At 57.5% G+C, this 18,641-nt stretch carries 14 protein-coding genes; 11 read left to right on the top strand and 3 right to left on the bottom strand.

Going from position 1 to position 18,641, the window contains the following annotated elements:
* The first annotated feature begins 246 nt into the window (after positions 1-246).
* The 8 genes from ACZ47E_RS21780 (at position 247) to ACZ47E_RS21815 (ending at position 10,888) form a co-directional block, all read left to right on the top strand.
* Positions 247-1,368 (top strand): acyltransferase family protein, encoded by a 1,122-nt coding sequence (locus tag ACZ47E_RS21780; RefSeq protein WP_022562971.1) that lies wholly within the window; start codon positions 247-249, stop codon positions 1,366-1,368.
* 45 nt (positions 1,369-1,413) lie between these two features.
* Positions 1,414-2,742, top strand: a complete 1,329-nt coding sequence (locus ACZ47E_RS21785; RefSeq protein WP_022562972.1) for a hypothetical protein — start codon at positions 1,414-1,416, stop codon at positions 2,740-2,742.
* Positions 2,743-2,925: 183 nt separating this feature from the next.
* Complete coding sequence (locus ACZ47E_RS21790; RefSeq protein WP_022562973.1) at positions 2,926-3,975, top strand: acyltransferase family protein; 1,050 nt, start codon at positions 2,926-2,928, stop codon at positions 3,973-3,975.
* Positions 3,976-4,158: 183 nt separating this feature from the next.
* The gene (locus ACZ47E_RS21795) at positions 4,159-5,016 is read left to right on the top strand and encodes a hypothetical protein (protein WP_022562974.1); all 858 of its coding nucleotides are present in this window, start codon (positions 4,159-4,161) and stop codon (positions 5,014-5,016) included.
* Positions 5,017-5,148: 132 nt separating this feature from the next.
* Positions 5,149-7,407 (top strand): polysaccharide biosynthesis tyrosine autokinase, encoded by a 2,259-nt coding sequence (locus tag ACZ47E_RS21800; RefSeq protein ID WP_112635200.1) that lies wholly within the window; start codon positions 5,149-5,151, stop codon positions 7,405-7,407.
* Complete coding sequence (locus ACZ47E_RS21805; RefSeq protein ID WP_022562976.1) at positions 7,400-8,077, top strand: hypothetical protein; 678 nt, start codon at positions 7,400-7,402, stop codon at positions 8,075-8,077. Before ACZ47E_RS21800 ends, ACZ47E_RS21805 begins: the two co-directional genes overlap by 8 nt.
* 73 nt (positions 8,078-8,150) lie before the next feature.
* Positions 8,151-9,680 carry an O-antigen ligase family protein gene (locus ACZ47E_RS21810; RefSeq protein WP_022562977.1) on the top strand — a complete coding sequence of 510 codons (1,530 nt, stop codon included), beginning with the start codon at positions 8,151-8,153 and terminating at the stop codon, positions 9,678-9,680.
* A 2-nt stretch (positions 9,681-9,682) separates the two neighbouring features.
* Positions 9,683-10,888, top strand: coding sequence for a glycosyltransferase family 4 protein (locus ACZ47E_RS21815; RefSeq protein ID WP_022562978.1), 1,206 nt, complete (start codon positions 9,683-9,685; stop codon positions 10,886-10,888).
* Here ACZ47E_RS21815 and ACZ47E_RS21820 read toward each other — a convergent pair whose 3' ends face one another.
* Positions 10,889-11,983, bottom strand: a complete 1,095-nt coding sequence (locus ACZ47E_RS21820; RefSeq protein ID WP_022562979.1) for a glycosyltransferase family 4 protein — start codon at positions 11,981-11,983, stop codon at positions 10,889-10,891.
* Positions 11,984-12,038: 55 nt separating this feature from the next.
* Entirely contained in the window at positions 12,039-13,187 is a 1,149-nt protein-coding gene (locus ACZ47E_RS21825) for a glycosyltransferase family 4 protein (RefSeq protein ID WP_022562980.1), read from the bottom strand.
* 417 nt (positions 13,188-13,604) lie between these two features.
* Between ACZ47E_RS21825 and ACZ47E_RS21830 the strand changes: the two genes are divergently transcribed.
* Positions 13,605-14,942 carry an SGNH/GDSL hydrolase family protein gene (locus tag ACZ47E_RS21830; protein WP_022562982.1) on the top strand — a complete coding sequence of 446 codons (1,338 nt, stop codon included), beginning with the start codon at positions 13,605-13,607 and terminating at the stop codon, positions 14,940-14,942.
* 126 nt (positions 14,943-15,068) lie between these two features.
* On the top strand, positions 15,069-16,454 hold the full coding sequence (locus ACZ47E_RS21835) for an O-antigen ligase family protein (RefSeq protein WP_022562983.1): 1,386 nt from the start codon (positions 15,069-15,071) through the stop codon (positions 16,452-16,454).
* Positions 16,455-16,483: 29 nt separating this feature from the next.
* Here ACZ47E_RS21835 and greA read toward each other — a convergent pair whose 3' ends face one another.
* Positions 16,484-16,966, bottom strand: coding sequence for a transcription elongation factor GreA (greA, locus tag ACZ47E_RS21840; protein ID WP_004445578.1), 483 nt, complete (start codon positions 16,964-16,966; stop codon positions 16,484-16,486).
* Positions 16,967-17,238: 272 nt separating this feature from the next.
* Between greA and eglC the strand changes: the two genes are divergently transcribed.
* Positions 17,239-18,636, top strand: a complete 1,398-nt coding sequence (gene eglC / locus ACZ47E_RS21845; protein ID WP_022562985.1) for an endo-1,3-1,4-beta-glycanase EglC — start codon at positions 17,239-17,241, stop codon at positions 18,634-18,636.
* Positions 18,637-18,641 lie beyond the last annotated feature (5 nt).

Genomic DNA, 18,641 nt, shown 5'->3' on the forward strand with positions numbered 1-18,641 from the left:
GTCGTGAAAGGGCGGTGACCAGGCCGAAGGAAGTAACAATTTAAAAATCAACATCAGAATATCGGGCTTAAAGAGCACCGAAAACACCGCCGTTTCAAGTGATTTTTTGCGGCGCCGCGGAATTCATGCCGTATTGCAAAAAAGAATCTCCGTTGCTAATTATATTCGAATATAAAACCTAACAATATGCAGCCCCGCCGCTGCACCATTGATCTTATTATTTTATTTTAGAAAATTTGGATTCCCATGTCTTCTCAAAGTAGCGGAAAGCTTCCGAGAAACTATAATCTCGACATGTTGCGCGGTCTTGCCGCAATTTGCGTTGCTTATTCTCATCTGGCGCTGAAGATGCACAATCGCGGCGATACTGATGGAGTGACCCGGGCCCTTTTCGATGTCACCAAGGTTTTTCTCGATGTCGGCAAATTCGGCGTGATCGTGCTGTTCGCGCTCGGTGGTTACTTCATTCTCTCATCGCTGCAAAGTGCCGCCATGCGGTATCGGAGACCGCTTACCGCCTTTGTCCTGCATCGGTTTTTCCATCTTTATCCCGCCTACTGGCTGTCACTGTTTTTCGGCGTGCTGCTGCCCTGGGATGACCCGGGCAAGATATTCCCGGCCCATGTCGTCGCCATCAACGCCACGATGCTGCAGGGCTTTTTCATGACGGAAAATGTCATGGGACTCTACTGGACCCTGCAGATCAACCTGACTTTTTACGCGCTGTGCGTGCTGCTGTTCCTGATGGGACGAGCAGCCGATTTGCGGGTGGTGACGGCCGCAACAGTTGCGCTTTTTGGTTTTGCGGCAATTCTCTCCCTCGTAAGATACAAGCTCGGCATCAAGATGCCGGTTGCCCTGCCGCTGATGGTGGGTGTGTGCTTTCTGGCATCGCTGTGGAAGGCGTCAGATGCCGGGCGCAACCGTGACAGTCGATATTGTGCCTGGATTGCGGTCGGCACTTTCTACGCAATGCTTCTCCCCATCTGCCTCCTGGCCTATTCGCATGACTACGGCTTCGAGGAGACCTGGTATCGCTACGCCATCAGCTACGGCACAGGCATGACGGTTTTCCTTGCGGTTTCGGCGATGAAGAGGCCTGTCCTCAATCGGCTGGCGCCCCTCGGCGGTGCAAGCTACGCCATTTTTCTGTGTCATCCGTCCGTCTATGCGGCTCTCGACAGGATCGGGTTTACGCCAGCCAATACATCGCTGTCCCCATCCATCGTTATGGTTATTTCTGTCCTCTTGGCCATCACATGCGGCCTGGCCGCCAATCGTTTTGTTTTAGCACCCGTGCTCGCCTGGGGAGAGAATGTCGTCAATTCGGCATCCCGCAGACATTTAAGTGCAACCTTGGCCCGTTAAATTGAGATAGGAACATAGTCAGCAAGAATACGGCAGGAGATCTTGATGAAAGAAAACAGGCCTGTCGGTGCTCGCTCCATGACGCGACGTACATTGCTCTCTGCAGCCTCTTTCGCCTTCGCGGCAGCCGGTGGTCTGCGTGCCGCAGCGGCGAAGGTCAAAACCAATTTTTCTGCCGATACGGAGGCATTTCTGGACAGTGTTGGAGTGTGCGGCCATTTCACCCGCACACGTGGCGTCTATCCGGAACAATTCGACCGCATCCTTCCGGAACTCAAGGCTCTCGGAGTGCGCCATTTACGCGACGAAGGTATCATCTTTCCCGAAGACCGCCGGGAAAGCGCCTCCTTTAAGCGGCTGCGCCAGATCGTTGCGTCAGGCCTGCGCCTCACCGTCATCTGTTTTGACGATCTCAACCCCTATCTGAGCACGCCATTGGACAGGCTCGTGGATTTCTACGACTGGTGCGATGGCGGCATCGAGGTTTTCGAAGGCAGCAACGAACCCGAGCTTACGTCCGATCCGCAAAATGCGCCGCGCCTTTCGGCGCAACATCAGACTGCATTGCACGACGCCATCCGCGCAAACCCCGCGCTCAGGGATCTTCCCCTTGCCGCGCCAAGCTATGTCCTCAGCAACAGGGCGCTGGCGTTTGATCTCGCGAAGGTTTGCCAATATGGCAACATTCATCCCTATGCGGGCATGGAACACCCCGAAACGACCGGGCCGGGCGCCCTCTCGAAGTCTCTTGCCGCTTCCGCGCACATAGCAGCAGGCAGGCCGACGCTCGCCACCGAAATCGGCTACCATAGCGCCCTGAAGACCCAGAGCTTTCATTTTCCTGTCACCGAAGGAATAAGGGCGCGCTACATGCCGCGCACGCTCCTGTGGTGCTTCATCAATGGTATCCGCCGGACATATATCTATGAAATGGTGTCAAGCTTCGCCCGGGATGACACCAATCCCGAGTCCTCCTTCGGCCTGCTGCGCCACGATCTGAGCCGCACCGCCGCCTATGAGGCGGTTCGCGCCCTGCTCTCGCTCCTGACGGCAAGACGCCAGACCGCGCCCACGCAATGCCAGCTCGAATTCATCGAAAGCGCCTCCGAAAGTGTTTCCCTGAGACTGTCGCGACCGGATGGCGCGCTGCTTGTGCCGGTGTGGCTTGCAATATCGGGCTGGCAATGGCCGGCGCAGATCGAAAACCCGCCAGCCGAACGTGCAGCAAGCTTTATCGTTACCGGTCCACACAGCCAGGTGATTGCCCACCGGTTTCAGGACGACGGCTCCGTTATCCAGCGCGTTATTCCGCAGGAAGGCGGGCAATATCGGCTTGCCGTCAGCGACCAGTTGACGGTGCTGGAAGTTTTTTGAACGAAAATGTTGTAGCGCCGGATTTTGTGCATTGCATGAAACTGCTATTTGGCATGATAGTAGCTCCATGTTTTTTACTCTTATGAGCGTCATAATTTTTTATAAATTTGTAGAAAGATGAGAACGCAAATATCTCAAACCTCTTTTGTAGGCGGATCAAGACGCCTCGATACCCTTCAGTTGATGCGCGCGGTGGCGGCCACGATGGTCGTTGCGCTGCATGCCCATGCCAACTGGAACTTTTCTCTTTTTCCGCTGCCAACGGAGAAGTTGGGCGCCGGCGTCGACTTGTTTTTCGTCATCTCCGGTTTTGTAATCGTCTATGCTTCCCAGTCCTATTTCACGAAATCAGGGGGCAGATCGGCCTTTCTGCTCCGTAGACTTATACGCATTGTCCCCCTTTACTGGTTCGCTCTTACCTTGCGCCTTGTAGCACTGGCAGCAGCGGCCATTCTCGGTATTAAGTCCTTCCCGTCACTCGAGTCTATCCTCACGTCTTATTTCTTCATTCCTTATGACAGCATGGGATATGGCGATAGGTATCCGTTCCCAATACTCGATCTTGGGTGGACACTGAACTACGAGATGTTTTTTTACGCAATATTCGCACTGTTCATCGTTCTACCAATGGAACGTGCCGTTTTATATGTGGCGGCGGCCTTGGTCAGTGGCGTCCTAGTGGGCTTGTTCTTCAATGTGGCGTTGCCGTTCAGCTTTTGGCTTCAACCCATCGTTCTCGAATTTGTTGGAGGAATGTTCCTGGCCGTCGCCTACCTTAGAGGGGTCAGCCTCAACCCGGTAATCGGCGCTGCGGTCGGCCTTTGCGGGCTGGCCGTCTGGAGCCTCATAGATCTGCGCATTTTCGAATCCTATGGTAACCCTGGTTTCTATTCCTTTCCTCGCCTTTCCGTTCTCGGCGGCGGTGCCTTTCTTTTGATGGCTGCAGCCACGTTGACACGAGAGATCGGTCTGCCTCGTTTCGCGCGGCCCATTTCGGCGCTCGGAGACTCCTCTTATGCGCTTTATTTGCTTCACCCGTTTATTTTTCTAGTTTTAAAGGGGATTCTCAACGTCGTGGAGATTCAACAGCAATGGAGTAGCGCCATCTATATTTCCGTTATCGGAATAACGATCACCATCGCACACCTCTTTCACCTCTTCGTAGAGAAGCCTACAACAGAATGGCTCAGAAGCCAGTTTAAGACGCGGCGGGCAAAAACGGTCACGTCTTGATGGTGAACATGGGAGTCGGTGAAGGCAGCCGTTAATTGTATTCAGAGTTACTGCGCCCAGAGTATTTTAGCACTTGATCCGCCGCCTAGCCTATGCGATCTAAGAAGAACATTTTAAGTGCTGAATAACCATATCGGCGTTGCGCGTAATTAAAGTCGTATTTTAAAAATTTGGAGAGTTGTGATGTCTCGCCTTCTTAATGGCTCGGCGCTCACCTGTGCGATATTGATTATCGGCACGGTTATAGTTTCCGCCTCAGCCCATGCACAGAATGTCGAACCTGCGCCAGGCGCGCCGCAGCAGCAGGCCGCGCCCGCCCAGAGCGTGGCGACAGGCGCACCGGTCAAATCCCCCGATGAAAGCACCGCCGCCTTTCTGGGGCGGGTGAACACGACCAGTCCGGACATGGTTCCCCTTGCCGCCGCTGAAGCGTTCAAGCAGTCTCCGACGTCGCCAACGGTCAGGGACCTGATCGCCGTCGCTTCCAGCACCGATGCCGCCACGGCCGAGCTGGCGGCGAAGGTGACGGGCGGATTTCCGATCATCGCCGTCTCCACCAGTGCCGCGCAGTTTTCCGAGCAGATTTCCGCACTTGTACTGAGCGACTCCAGCCAGTTGCCCGCCGTCGTCGCATTGGCACAGAAGGTCGGCAACAAGGATTTCTCGGAAGTGGTGGGCGAAGGTCTGGCGCTTGCCTATTCCGCGGCGATGCAGAACAACAACACGATCCTTGCGGCCGCCATTCAGCTGCAGACGAAGGGCGCCGGCGTGCCTTCCGATCTGCTGATCGCCTTCAGCGAAAACATTGAAGGAACCGCGGCCGGCCCGGCTGCGGCAGCAGCACCCGCGGCCGCAGCAGCCGCCTCGCCGATCGGCGGCGCGGGCTCCACGCCTGCGAGCGGCAACAGCGTCGGTGGTTCGGCGGGCGGCCAGACCGGGGCGGGTACCGCGCAGTCCGGTGGAACAGGCGCGCCTGCCGGCCGTGGCAGATCGCTTTCCACCGGCAGCACCAGTACGCCGGTCAGCACCAGCCCCGTTTAACAGGTCCGGCCTTGCCGTCTCCCGCGGGAGCGGCGATCGCCCGAAACGTGATGCAACCGGGACTTTGGCAGGCCCTGTGCCTGCCTAAAAAAGCGAGGCTGACAGTTGTTGCAAAGGCACGATCCACTGACGATGGCCGATTTCGATAAAAACGGCTTTACGGCTGACTTTATCGATATAGATGCCGCACTTGCGACGGTTCGCCGTCAGTGGCGCATCGTGCTGGCGGCCGTCGCCGTTGCCGGGGCAATCGGCCTTGCTTTCGCAGCCACAGCCGTTCCGATCTATTCCGCTACTGCAACCCTTTTGATAGACCGCAACAACAGCCAGGTTGTCGAACAGCTTTCGACGATCGGGGGCGTGATCGAGGACGAGGCGTCCATTCTCAGCCAGGTCGAGGTGCTGCAATCGGAAACCATCGGGCTCGCCGTGGTCGACAGCCTCAACCTGACGGAAAACCAGGAATTCAGGGCGACACGCGCCTCGTTCCTAAGCTCCGTGCTGGGCACCATCCGCTCACTTGTCAACGTATCGCAATGGTTCGCGCCGGCGACAAAAGAGGCGGTAGTGGATGACGGAACCCTGAAAAGGGGTCTTTCGGACCGGTTGCTGCAGGGTCTCAGCGTCAAGCGTATCGGCCGGACCTATGCGCTGGAACTCACCTATAATTCGACGTCGCCGGTCCTTGCAGCGCAGATCGTCAACGCGGTCGCCGCAGCCTATCTGGTGGACAAGCTGAATTCCAAATATGAGGCAACGAGGCGGGCGAGCGACTGGCTGTCCGATCGCATTGCCGAACTGCGCCAGAGGGCGCTCGAGACCGACCTCGCCGTCCAGAAATTCCGTGCTGAGCATAACCTGATCTCGACCGGCAATAACGGGCTGCTTTCCGACCAGCAGCTGGCGGAGTCGAACAGCGCGCTTATCCTGGCGCAATCGGAAACCGCCAGGGCGCGGGCAAGAGTGCAACGTATCGAACACATCCTCGCTACCGACGATGTCGATGCGGTCGTGACGGATATTCTCGACAGTTCGGTCGCAAACGACCTGCGGAAGAAATATCTCGAATCCTCGAAGGTCGAAGCCGAGATCACCGGCCGGCTGGGCGCCAACCATGTGCAGGCGGTGCGTCTGCGCAACGAGATGCAGGAATATCGCAGGCTGATGTTCCAGGAAATCAGCCGTATCGCGCAAAGTTATAAGAGCGATCTGGAAGTTTCCGACGCAAGGGAGAAATCCCTGGCCGAAACCGTCGCCAAGGCCACCAATATCAGCAACTCCGCTGGCGAGACGCAGGTTCAGCTTCGCGAATTGCAGCGCGAGGCGGAAACCTACAAGAACATGTATCAGACATTCCTGCAGCGTTATCAGGAGGCCATGCAGCAGCAGTCCTTCCCGGTGACGGAAGCGCGCGTGATCTCCAAGGCCGTACCGCCGAGAACGCCGAGCAAGCCGAACAAGGCGCTCATTCTGGCGCTGTTCATGATCATGGGTGCGGCCGCGGGGGGCGGCGTCGCCATGTTCCGCGAATTCCGCGATCGCTTTTTTCGCACGGGGGAGCAGGTCCGCGACGTGCTTGGCCTGGAATTTCTGGGCAATACACCGCTTGTGCCGAACAAGCTGGCCGCAGACACGGAACCGAGAGGGCAAGATGGCGGCCCAACCGTCACGCGCCCCTCCGGCGTTGCCCGTTATGCCGTAGACCACCCACTCTCCTCCTTCGCCGAAACACTGCGCAGCACGCGGCTGGCGATCGATCTTGGCATAGCGGCAAAAAACGGCGCCAGGGTCGTCGGCGTCGTCTCCGCCCTGCCGAGTGAGGGAAAATCGACAATTTCCATCAATCTCGCGCAGCTTCTGGCCGCACAGGGCGCAAGGGTGCTGCTGCTCGATGCGGATATTCGCAACCCGGGCGCCACCCGCGCCCTTGCCCGCCACGCGACAGCAGGCCTGCTTGAAGTGCTGCTGGAAGGTCGCTCCATCCGCGAGGCGCTTGTGCATGATGAAAAGACTCGGCTTGCTTTCCTGCCCACGGTCGTCAAGCAGCGTGTCCCGCACTCCTCGGAACTCCTGACTTCCGCGCAGATGCACCGCCTGCTGGCCGAGGCAAGCGGGGCCTTCGATTACATCATCGTCGACCTCCCGCCACTTGGCCCCGTTGTTGATGCGCGGGCGATGGCCGGCCGGATCGACGGCTTCGTTTTCGTCACGGAATGGGGCAAAACCGCACGGCGGGCGGTTCGCAACACCATCGAAAACGAAGTTCAAATCCGCAAGAAATGTCTGGGCGTCATTCTCAACAAGGTCGACACGGAGAAGCTCAAGCTTTACCGGGCTTACGGTTCAAGCGAATATTATCATTCCCGCTACACGCGATATTATCATGACTAGGACCGCTGGCGTGCCGAGCCTGCGCAGGGTCCTGACGGTCACGCCGGTATTGATCGTTTCGCTATTTGTGTTGTTGCTCGCGGCCCAGGCTTTTTCCGAAACACGACGGTTTTCCGATATCATCGCTTTGGCGCGCATTGCCGACGAGGACAATGGTCTCTCTCCCGATCTGCTGACGAAAACCGTCGAGGGTCTGCAGCCCGTCATTGCCGAAAAAATCTGCCGTTCGGATATCATCAAGGCCGGGATGCGGCTCGTGCTTGCCGATATCGACGCCCATGCCGGGGATGCATCGCCAGAAACGGATGCCATGCGCCTCGGTTTTGCCGAAACCTATATGCGCCACGCCCTGTCGTGTCTTCCCGCCAATGGCGATGTGTGGCTGCGCCTCGCCATGGTTCGCTCGTTGCGCAACGCCTCTGCCATGGAAATCGCCGTGCTGACGAATTTCTCCCAGCTTTATGGCCCCGCCGATGCCAATCTGATCCGCGGGCGCTTTGTCATCTGGCAACAATTTACCAAAGGCGCCCTACCGCAGGCTGAGGCGGCCCGTGAAGCCGACACCGCGATCGTCTGCGGCAGGCAGGGCGAAATATTGCGATGGTCGTTGCGGCATGTCTGCTCCCAGGAGCTTCAGACCGGCATGCAAAGCGCCAAACCACGGCCCTGAGATACACGGAAGCGCCAAGTCCTTTCTTTAGTTCATCGTCACCACAACAAGCAGATCTCAAAAGCCGAACATCATGCAGATCCTCGACGCTCCACCGGAATTGCTGTCATCCTCGCCGCCCCGGCCGGCATTTGTTCTGCATCGCGCCCAGGCAATCGTCACGATCGCTTTCTGGACCATATTCCTGCTTGCCTTGCTCAATCGCGGCGCAACCGACATCGAAAGCCGGATCGTCATCACATTCGCCGCCTATCTGCTGCTCCTTGCCGCCCTGCCTCTCTTCGGCCCGCCCCAGCCCGCCATAGGGAAGGCCCTGGCAGCGGCCTGTCTTCTGCTCGGCGCACTGATGCTTCAGGTCTTGCTTCAGACATCCGCCAGGCAGGGCGTACTGCCGTCCAACCCCGCCTGGTCCGCCGCCGCGATGTTTACGCAGGTGGCGCCCGCTGCCACGATCTCGCTCACGCCGGCAGATGACTGGCTGGGCCTGCTGAGCGCCGCCTTGCCCTTTGGCGCCTTCATGACCGGGCTCGTGATCTGTAATACGGACGAGCGTGCGGCAAAAGCACTGCGATGCTTCGCAATCGCCGGCGGCTGGCTGTCGCTGGGCGCTATCCTGCAATTTCTCCTGTTTCCCGATATGCTCGGCCTTATTCAAAAGCGTTTTTATCTCGGCAGCCTGACGGGGCTCTTCGTCAACCGCAATACGGCGGCGACTTTCTTCGGGCTTATCCTGCTTACGCTTGTGGTGCTGCTGAATAACAAGCTGGCGGCTCCGGATTGGGGAAGGGTGAGAGCGCTTGTGGCAAACCGCCTGACAGTGCCGGGCGATCAAAAACGCCTCATCCGCCACGCCGCCTTCATCGGCCTTCTGACCGGGTTCTGTTTCATCGCCCTGATGCTGACGGGATCACGCGCGGGCATCATGTCCAGTTTCGCGGCGCTGCTTTTGCTCATCCTTCTCATCGTTTTCAACTCTCCCGGGCCCGGCCGGAATGTCGCTCCCTCACGGCGCAGAAGACGCGGCTCCAGACGACGCGCAGCAATCCTGCTCGCCATTGCCATCGGCCTCTTCGCTCTTTTTGCAAATCGTGTAGCGCTGCGTATGGAAACACGCCTCGAAGACGACATGCGCTTCTGCTATATGCCCGGTATTGCACGCGCGATAACGGATAACTGGCCCCTGGGCGCGGGGCTGGCCAGCTTTTCAGAAACCTACGCTCCCTATCATTCCGCGGAATGCGGCGTCGATGCCGTCGTCACCCATGCCCATAATGTGTATGCCGAGGGCTTGCTGACCCTCGGAGCCGCTTTCCCGTTTTATGCGGCATTTTTCCTGTTCGGCCAGTTGCTTATTTTCATTCGCGGGGCCCGCAGGCGCAAAACTTATCGTTATGCCTCGCATCTCGGCCTCGCCGGGCTGCTGCTGGTGGCGCTGCACTCGTCCCTCGATTTTTCACTGCAAGTGCCGGGCTTCGCCATGGCTTACGCCGTTTTCCTCGCACCCATCTTCACCCTTTGCCTGCACCCACCAGGAGCAGATCGGCGCAGACAAACTTCGGCCAATGCCGCTTCCTCCGTCTCGGCCGCCGGCACAGGAATTTAAACATGCGTATCTTGCAGGTGACATCACTGTTTTCTCCCGACCGCGTAGGAGGCGCGGAGATATTCGTCGAAGACCTTGCCCGGGGTTTGGCTGGGAAAGGACATACAATCGCGGTTGCCGCCATTTCCCGGGAGCGCCAGACCGCAGAATTGCGAGACGGTTTCGCCATTCATCGGCTTGGACATACGACGCCCTTTTTCATTGGGGATTGGGAGGGGCAAGCAGAATGGAAACGCAAATATTACAAGGTCGCCGTCCAGATCGATCCCCGGCTGGTGCAGCGGCTGGCGCGCGTCATTGAGGATTTTCGTCCGGATGTGGTCAATACCCATTCCCTCTCGGAACTGACGCCGCTGATCTGGCCGATGATTGGCAGACGCGGTATTCCGCTTGTGCACTCCCTGCATGATTTCACCAGCATGTGCACCAATGGCTCCCTGTTTCACGAAGGGCATATCTGCGATGGCAGGAGCAAAAAATGCCGGGCCTTCTCCTGTCTGCACCGGCGCTGCCAAGGCGCGGTGGATGCTGTCACCGGCGTTGGCAGCGACATTCTGAAACGCCATCTGGAGGCCGGTTTTTTCACACATGTTCCTGAAAATCGCCGCGCGATAATCTGGAACGCCATCGCGCAACCAGAATCGTTGAACCCCCGCAAAGCCCGTGTTGCAGGAGAACCGCTGGTTTTCGGTTATCTCGGACGTATCGAAGAACCCAAGGGCGCCGATCTCCTTATCGGGGCCATGCGGCTCCTGCCCCCGCAAGGTTGGCGAATGACCATGGCCGGTCGAGCGCCCGGCGGCATCGAAACTTATAAGCGAAAGGCATCAGGCCTGCCCGTCGACTTTCCCGGATATGTCGAGGCCGACAGTTTTTTTGCTGGCATAGATTGCCTCGTCGTGCCGCCTTTGTGGCCGGAGGCTTTCGGCAGAACGGTAGCGGAGGCCATTTTGCGCGGCGTCCCTGTCATTGGAGCCAATCTCGCCGGAGTTGCCGAACAGATTGGCCGCGACAGGCCGGACCGCCTTTTTGCGCCAGGTAATGCCAACGAACTTGCCGCCCGTATGATCGAGGCCATGAAAAATCCCGCCGTTCTTACAGAGTTGGCGCAAACCAGAGAGCGGATTTCTCAAGGCGTCGCGCCGGAACGGGTGATTTCCGCGTATGAAAAACTTTATGCTGATCTGCGGCGGCCGATCACGGCATAGTCAGGCCGTCTCGTGGAAAAGCTGCGCATATGTCTCCGCCGCCTTTTCCCAGGAATAAAGGCTGCGGTTTTCGTAACCCGCCTGGCGCAGCGTCTCCGCAAGCGCCGGCTCGCGAAAGAGCCGCTCCAGAGTTGCGACGAGACTATCGGTGTCCGAGGGATCGAAGGTCAGCGCGCCCATACCGGCAATTTCTGGTGTCGCAGAACGATTGGAGCAGACGACCGGGCATCCCAGTTGCTGCGCCTCCAGCACCGGCAGGCAGAAGCCCTCATAAGTGGAAGGCACGCAAAGGCAGGCTGCATGACGATAAAGTTCCGCCAGTTCCCGGTCATCGATGCCTGAAAGCCGGATAAGCCGGGCCTTCAATCCCGGATCGTCAAGCGTGTTGGCGATTTCTTCCGCCTCGTCGCGGCCCACATGGACAATACGCAGGTCCGGCATCGTCGGGGCCAATCGCGCAAAAGCCTTGCCCAGAAGAGCAAAATTCTTGTTCGAGGTCGCGTTTCCAACCGCCAGTATGTAACGCCCCGCGATCGGCGGCGGCGCAGCCGTGGCCCCTGCCTCCAGCTTCAACGTGCTGTCGGAATGAATGGTCACGCTCTTGCGGGCAGCGCCGGGATAAAAACGCGCAAGATCCATTCGCGTCGCGTCGGATACACACGCGATCCGGTGCGAACCGGCCAGCATGAGGCGAAAAATGAAATCGGTGGTCAAGGCCGCCCGCCAGCCAATCTGTTCAGGTATGGTCTTGAAATAGAGATCGTGAACAAGGGTGATCCGACGCCTGCCGCCCAGCGGGCTGCCAAAAGGATCGGCATTAAAAAGCACGTCAATGCCTTCCCGGCGGCAAAGCACCGGCAGCGTCATGGCCTGCCGCAGCACGTCAAGCACCATGATGTGCGGCCGAGCCGTCTCTATCAGCCGCAGGCGGCTGTCGCGCAATTCCGCGGGCAATTGCGCCCTCGTCCAGGGCGAGCGCAGGATATAATCATCATCAGTCTGCTCCAGAAGCCGCTCCAGCAGGCTGAAGGTTACGCGGGCAACGCCGGAAGCTTTCCCGCCATACTGGCTCGGCATGTTCACGAGAATGCGCATTCCAACCTTCCACCCGTTTGGGATTGCCGCCTGTGAGCGGTCGCAGACCGCAGCGTCACGCTACTTCAGACAAAAGCGCGGAGATCGTCCTGCAGGTTTCCTCGAGCGAAAAACGCCACATCACATCTTCCCGCCCCTTCTTCCCCAGTTTTTCAGCCAACGTCGGGTCCGTCAGGATGCGGCCCAGCGCCGCGGCCAGTGCCGGCGCATCCGCAGGCGGCACAAGCAGGCCGGTTTCACCATCACGGATGATCTCGGTGACCCCACCGCCGCGGGTGGCGACAACCGGTCTTCCGCACATCATGGCCTCCACCACCACACGACCAAACGGTTCGGCAACAACTGAGGTATGGGCAACCGCGTCCATCGCCGCCATCAACTCCGTTACATCCGGGCGAAAACCGAGAAATCGGACACGGGAATCAAGACCGAGACTGGATGCCAGCGTGCGGATGCGGGCTTCGTAAGCCTCCTGCCCGAAAAGCGCGCTGCCAACGATCACGGCCTGGACCCCCTCCATTGCAGCAATCGCCTCCAGGAAAACATGCTGCCCCTTCCATTCGCTCAACCGGCCGAACAATCCGATCAGTGGCTGTGGGCCAAGGCCGAGCTCCCTGCGCAATTGCTGCGCTCTTGCGGGGTCATAAACTGACGCTTTGGCTGGGTCGAAACCGTTATAGACGATGCGGACCTTGTCCTCCTCGCCTCCCGCCTTCACAAAAGCCCTGCCCGTCTCTTGCGAATTGACGGCAACCAGCCTTGCGAAAAGACGCGAGAATGTCAGCGAGGCGCGGCGGTTTGCGGCGCTGAAGGCGGGGTCGGTGACAATATCATGCAGGATCCAGATCAACGGCCGACGACTGAGCTTCGCCGCCAACGCGCAGACAAAAAGCGCCTTTTGCGAATTGGCGCAGATCACGTCATGGTTTTTTGCCTGACGGCTGAGCTGCCAGGCAACGGCCAAAACATCGAGGGCCCCTCGCAGCATCGCACCGAACGACGAATCCCGCCGGATCGACAGCATTTTTTCTCCCGCAGACAGCAGAAGAGGCGGCCTGCCGCATTCCGCCAGATCGTCTGCTGCCCCACCGCCACTGAGGAAGCAGGCTCGCCAGGAGCGCGGCCCGGCCTTGACGATATCCGCCAGAAAAAGTTCGGCACCGCCCTTTTCCCCCGTGTGGCTGACGAAAAGCGCCGATGTCATGCCTTGAGCTCCACGGCATGCAGACACCAGGGATAGCACCACTCCGTCTTGCGGGCATCACCGGGGTCGGGGTCAGAACGACCGCCCCCTCCGTCAGTGGCGGCGGGATATTTGGCGGAGACAGTAATTGAGAAATAACAATACTTGATCGCGCGGAAAAAAAGTGACATTCAAACCTTCGTGCGGATCACAAATCCGACCCAGATAAAATAAAAAATCTATTTTATTTATATGCTTTAGTTGAAATCGAAGAAAATTCGTGACGTGCAGTTTTATTGCGATTCAGCGTCCGGCTCCCTGTGTTTTTCCCCGGGCCTCACCGCGAGGTTATTCTCAAGGGGCAGACAAGGAGACCGAAATGATGCTGCTTGAAGACAAGATATGCATATATATGACCGGAACGGAAGAGGTGCCGGCATGATCGGCGTATCGCTCGGCATTTCCCAACAAAACCGCACGGCGATGGCGGGATCAGTCGATGCGTTCTCCCCCCTGCGGGCCCGTCTTGTTGCGGGCAAGAACGCCACGATCTTCGTGAATGGCGACAGCACCGCCCATGCGGACGACGGGCCATTCCAGCAATTCGCCATCATGCTTGGCGGCCTGCATGATATCAAGGTCGTGCTTTACCGCTGGGCGGAATGGCAGACCCATGCCGCGACGGGTCCCAAGGCCTATGCTGACCCGGTTATACTGCGCGCCGGCACGGGCGCGACGCTGACTGTCTATCTCGCCACACTGCCGGTTGGCAGGCCGGGCTACATGCTTGCCGAGCAGCGCATGGCGGCGCTGCAAATTCCACGCCCCGACCTTTGCATCATGCATCACGGATATAATATGCAGAGCTTCGAAACGCCGGGCGGCATTCGAAGCCCCGGAAGGGCTGCCCTGCTTGGGCCGCTGGGCATGACCGAATGGCATTGGCCGGGCGCTGCACAGCTCATCACCACCCAAAACCCCTGGAAGGATGGAACGGGCTACGACAAGGTCTATCACACCATACTGGACGTCGCCCGGGCGCACCCGAACCTGACGCTGGTGGACACCCATGCGGCATTTATCGCAAACGGCAAGGACGCCACGCTTTACAACGACAATATTCATCCCAGCAGCACAGGTTCGGCGCTCATCGCCAGAACCTTGTTCGCCGCCTATCTGGCGTCAGCGCCGAATAGCGGCTTCGAGACTCCATGCTGGCCAAAACTATCCGCCACCAACCTGATCGCCAACGGCGATTTCACCGAATGGTCCGGGCCCGCTCCTTCAGGCTGGTCCCTTGCAGAGTCAGCCTCCGCCACCAAGAGCACGGAGGTCACCTTCTCCCCCTCTTTCGCCTATAGCCTCGCATTGCGAGCGAATGGCAGCGAGTTCAGCGGGCTTTTCCATTATTTCCGCAACGAAGAAGCGGCCGCGATGATCGGCAAGACTCTCTCCTTTGCGGTGCTCTATAAGAACAGCGCAGGACAACGCACTCCTTTTGTAGACTTGGTTGCTAAAAGCGGGGGCGATCTCAGGACGATCATCTGCGGCACCTTGCAATTTGGAGACGCTGGCATCCTCGATAACAGCGGCTGGATGTGGGCCACAGCCAATGGAATTCCGCTGGATCCCGATATCGATCCGAGCGGATACAGTTTCTACCTCCGAGTCCTCCCAGCCTTTGGCTATAGTGTCCCGACGTCCAATGCACCGCTTTACCTTCAAAGGATAATTGCGGTGGAGGGAGATTTGCCGAAAGGTAATCTCACCGGCTGAAGAATAAAGGAAAGGACTTGCACGCTGACGTCATCAGGATCACTATCCAACGCCTCACCCCACGGTCGCGGCGCCCAACAACCTCAGGACAATTTCATTGTCTGCAGCGAAGAATAAAGGCCGCGAATGACACGTCATGCAAATAACGGGGCTGCGTATCGATTATCGATACCGGGTTTCGTCTTAGCGATGCCGTTTTATCCTTCCAAAATCGTCCATGTGCCTAGCGTGATCCTGGCGATCTTCGTTTTTTCCATTGGCTTTTTTATTCAATGCAACATCGTGACGAGCAATATCGGACTGCGCTTCCTGAACATTAGCGACATGCTGGTGTTGGTAACGCTTCCTGTTATCGCCATTCTCTATATTCGCTGCCTCACCCCCTCAATCATTCTTCTCTATCTCGTTCCGCTGACCGTTTTTTTTCTACTTTCTACTTTCTTCGCGGATGATCGTGGCGAAGGCGAATTTTATACGACAGCGCTGACATATTTTTACGCGATCTATTTCCTCTTTTTCGCCTATATGCTTTTCAAGGAGAACCTTCTCGAATTATTCTCTTGGGGCATGTTCATCGGTTTCATCGCAGTGACTATCCTGTTGTTCCTGGATATCGTCATTCATGACAGGCTCGCCTCGCTTGGCCTATCCTTCATGTTCGATGAGGCGTCGGTGCTGGAGTCCGCGGCTCGAGGTGAAATAAGCCCGCTATTATTACGTTTGGAGAAGGCGGGGGGAATATGGCCGGTGGGCAACACGGCCGGACCGGCTTTCGCTCTAGCCGGTGCGGCAGCCGCTCATCTTGCGGAGCGCTACAAGCGCCCAATGCTCTTTGCTATATTTATACTGGTATATTTGGCCAGCTTCACGCTGACGCTCAATCGATCGGGCCTATTTGCGGTAATCGCGATCGGACTCTATTTTTATTTTAGAAATTTTTCGATACGAATGCTGTTCAGCACGTATTTCGGTTTCGCTCTATCTGCGCTCGTCATCGCTGCCGTTTTGCCCTTCGGAATTCTCGATTTCGCAGAACAGGCGTTCTCGAAACGCTTTGTGGAGGACAGCCACAGTACCGACAACGTGCAGGAACGATGGACAACCATCGCAGGCGGCTTCCAAGTGATGCTCGATCACCCTTTCGGCGTCGGTTTCACGGCACGAATTCAGGAGCTTACGCAGGTCGCGGGTATCGGCACGCCGCATAACGGCTTTCTGGCTACTGCCTACGCCTCCGGCATCCCGTTTTGCCTTCTAGCTGCCTTCGCACTCGTCTATACGATCCTTCGGAAACGCAAAGTCGGTTTTTTCGCCTATTCCGCGATAGCGGTCATTATCGGTTACCAATTTGAAGAACTGAATTTTAATCCCGTCTTCATGGCGCATGTGGGACTAGCACTGGCATACGCCTCTATCGACCTCGATTTCAGGTTTTTCCTGAAGAACGTCATGATGCGGCTGACGGCAATGGCCAGCGGTGGAGGCAGCTCGGCAGTGCCATTTTCCCGGTGATAATGTTGGTGCCAATGCCAAGGTGCCGGTCACGAAATGTCGACAATTTCAATCTCCCTGTCAGCCAACCCGACAAAGTCTCCGACCGCTCTTCCCATCAAGGCCCGAGCCACCGGAGAAACATAGGACATCGATCCCCTGGCGGGATTGGCCTCATCCTCGCCAACGATCCGCAACCGCTGCGTGCGGCCATCGTCGCGGCGGAAGGTTACCAGATTGCCGAATGCCACAACGGCATTTGTGGGCGGATCTGGCATCACCTGAGCCGTGCGGACTCGCTCCGCAAAATAACGCATGTCTCGCAATGGGCCGGCAGAAGCGCGCCGCCTTTCATTTACATCCTCGATCGCGCCAGCGGCTTCACAGGCTTCACGGGCCAATTGTAACTGCCCTTCCAGAGCTTTCAGCCCTGTCTTGGTCACCAGATTGGGATGAGGTGAAATCACCCGATCCGGCAGAACCGTTTCGGCTGCGGTCTCCGCACTGTCTTCCTTGGTAAAGGCTACACTCAATCCTACAACTCCATTGCGACGGGATGCTGACAACAACCGCTAACCCGGAGCGATTTTGCCACTACCGGCAGCAACGCAGCAAGAGCACAAATCCAAGAAACGATCTTTCGATCTCAATCAAACAGGAACGAGCCAACTCTCTGCGTAATATCTCCCCTCCGTCCGGAACGGAACATACCCCTCATTTCTGGCCCTAACAGGAAGCTTTTCGCGCTGTTAGGCTGTTGTTCAGGAGGAGGTAGGAAGCGACGCGAAAGGACAGGAGAAGGCTTATGGCCAGAACAGTTGTGAATGCGCTTGGAGACACACTCTACTATAGCGGCAGTTCCACCGGATTTTTCTCCGCCACGGGCTCCGGCCCGCTGCTTGCCGGTACGGCCGGCAATGATTCCATGTGGGGTGACAGTTCCGTCAATGTGACAATGGCGGGCGGCACCGGGGACGATATTTATTATCTTTATTCCAGCATCAATCGCGCCGTCGAAAATGCCGGAGAGGGTATCGATACGATCGACACCTGGATGAGCTATACACTTCCCGAAAATTTCGAAAACTTGCGGGTCACCGGCGATGGCCGTTATGCCTTCGGCAATTCGCTCGACAATATCATCACCGGCGGATCTGGCAGCCAGACGATTGACGGCGGTGCCGGCAATGATGTGCTGATTGGCGGCGGCGGTGCGGATACGTTCGTATTCACGAGCGGCAATGGCACCGATCTCATCATGGATTTCAGCGCCAATGACACGATCCGCCTCAATGGCTACGGCATTACCTCCTTCGATCAGCTTGCAAGCAATGCCACGCAGCAGGGCAATGATCTGTGGCTGAATTTCTCGAATGGCGAAGCCGTCGTTTTGGCCGGAACGACCATAGAGGATATCCAGCCCGATCAGTTCGAGCTCAGCCTCGACCGGTCATCCCTGACACAAACCTTTGCAGACGAGTTTGATACGCTGTCACTGCGCAACGGTGATCAGGGAACCTGGGATGCCAAATATTGGTGGGCACCGGAGAAGGGCAGTTCCCTGACGACGAATGGCGAGGCGCAGTGGTATATCAACCCGGCATATACCGGAACGTCGGAGGTAGACCCGTTCAGCGTCAGAAACGGCGTCCTGACCATCACGGCTGCCGAGACCCCGCAATCGATCGCCGACGAGGTCGAGGGATATGATTACACCTCCGGGATGCTGAACACCTATTCCTCCTTCAGCCAGACCTATGGATATTTTGAAATTCGCGCCGATATGCCGACCGATCGCGGTGCCTGGCCGGCCTTCTGGCTTCTGCCGGAAGACGGGTCGTGGCCGCCGGAACTGGACGTGATCGAAATGCGCGGCCAAAATCCCAATACGCTCATCATGTCCACACATTCGAATGCGACCGGCGAACAGACTTCTGTCATCAACAACGTCAGCGTGCCGAGCACGGAGGGGTTTCACACATACGGCGTGTTGTGGGATGCCGAACACATCACTTGGTATTTCGATGATGTCGCCGTTGCGCAAACGGATACGCCTGACGATATGCATGATCCGATGTACATGGTCGTCAATCTTGCCGTCGGCGGCATGGCGGGAACACCCTCGGCAGGTGATTTCAGCGACGGTTCGCAAATGATGATCGACTACATCAGGGCCTATTCGCTCTCCGACTGGGCAGCGTGAACAGA

This window comes from Agrobacterium sp. 5Ca39 (assembly GCF_055382365.1).

Bases quoted from the DNA above. Each gene is read 5' to 3' on its own strand.
- ACZ47E_RS21790 (WP_022562973.1), top strand. From the start codon at position 2,926: ATGCGCGCGGTGGCGGCCACGATGGTCGTTGCGCTGCATGCCCATGCC.
- ACZ47E_RS21835 (WP_022562983.1), top strand. From the start codon at position 15,069: ATGACACGTCATGCAAATAACGGGGCTGCGTATCGATTATCGATACCG.
- ACZ47E_RS21810 (WP_022562977.1), top strand. From the start codon at position 8,151: ATGCAGATCCTCGACGCTCCACCGGAATTGCTGTCATCCTCGCCGCCC.
- ACZ47E_RS21805 (WP_022562976.1), top strand. From the start codon at position 7,400: ATGACTAGGACCGCTGGCGTGCCGAGCCTGCGCAGGGTCCTGACGGTC.
- eglC (WP_022562985.1), top strand. From the start codon at position 17,239: ATGGCCAGAACAGTTGTGAATGCGCTTGGAGACACACTCTACTATAGC.
- ACZ47E_RS21785 (WP_022562972.1), top strand. From the start codon at position 1,414: ATGAAAGAAAACAGGCCTGTCGGTGCTCGCTCCATGACGCGACGTACA.
- ACZ47E_RS21830 (WP_022562982.1), top strand. From the start codon at position 13,605: ATGATCGGCGTATCGCTCGGCATTTCCCAACAAAACCGCACGGCGATG.
- ACZ47E_RS21825 (WP_022562980.1), bottom strand. From the start codon at position 13,187: ATGACATCGGCGCTTTTCGTCAGCCACACGGGGGAAAAGGGCGGTGCC.
- ACZ47E_RS21820 (WP_022562979.1), bottom strand. From the start codon at position 11,983: ATGCGCATTCTCGTGAACATGCCGAGCCAGTATGGCGGGAAAGCTTCC.
- ACZ47E_RS21795 (WP_022562974.1), top strand. From the start codon at position 4,159: ATGTCTCGCCTTCTTAATGGCTCGGCGCTCACCTGTGCGATATTGATT.
- ACZ47E_RS21780 (WP_022562971.1), top strand. From the start codon at position 247: ATGTCTTCTCAAAGTAGCGGAAAGCTTCCGAGAAACTATAATCTCGAC.
- ACZ47E_RS21800 (WP_112635200.1), top strand. From the start codon at position 5,149: ATGGCCGATTTCGATAAAAACGGCTTTACGGCTGACTTTATCGATATA.
- ACZ47E_RS21815 (WP_022562978.1), top strand. From the start codon at position 9,683: ATGCGTATCTTGCAGGTGACATCACTGTTTTCTCCCGACCGCGTAGGA.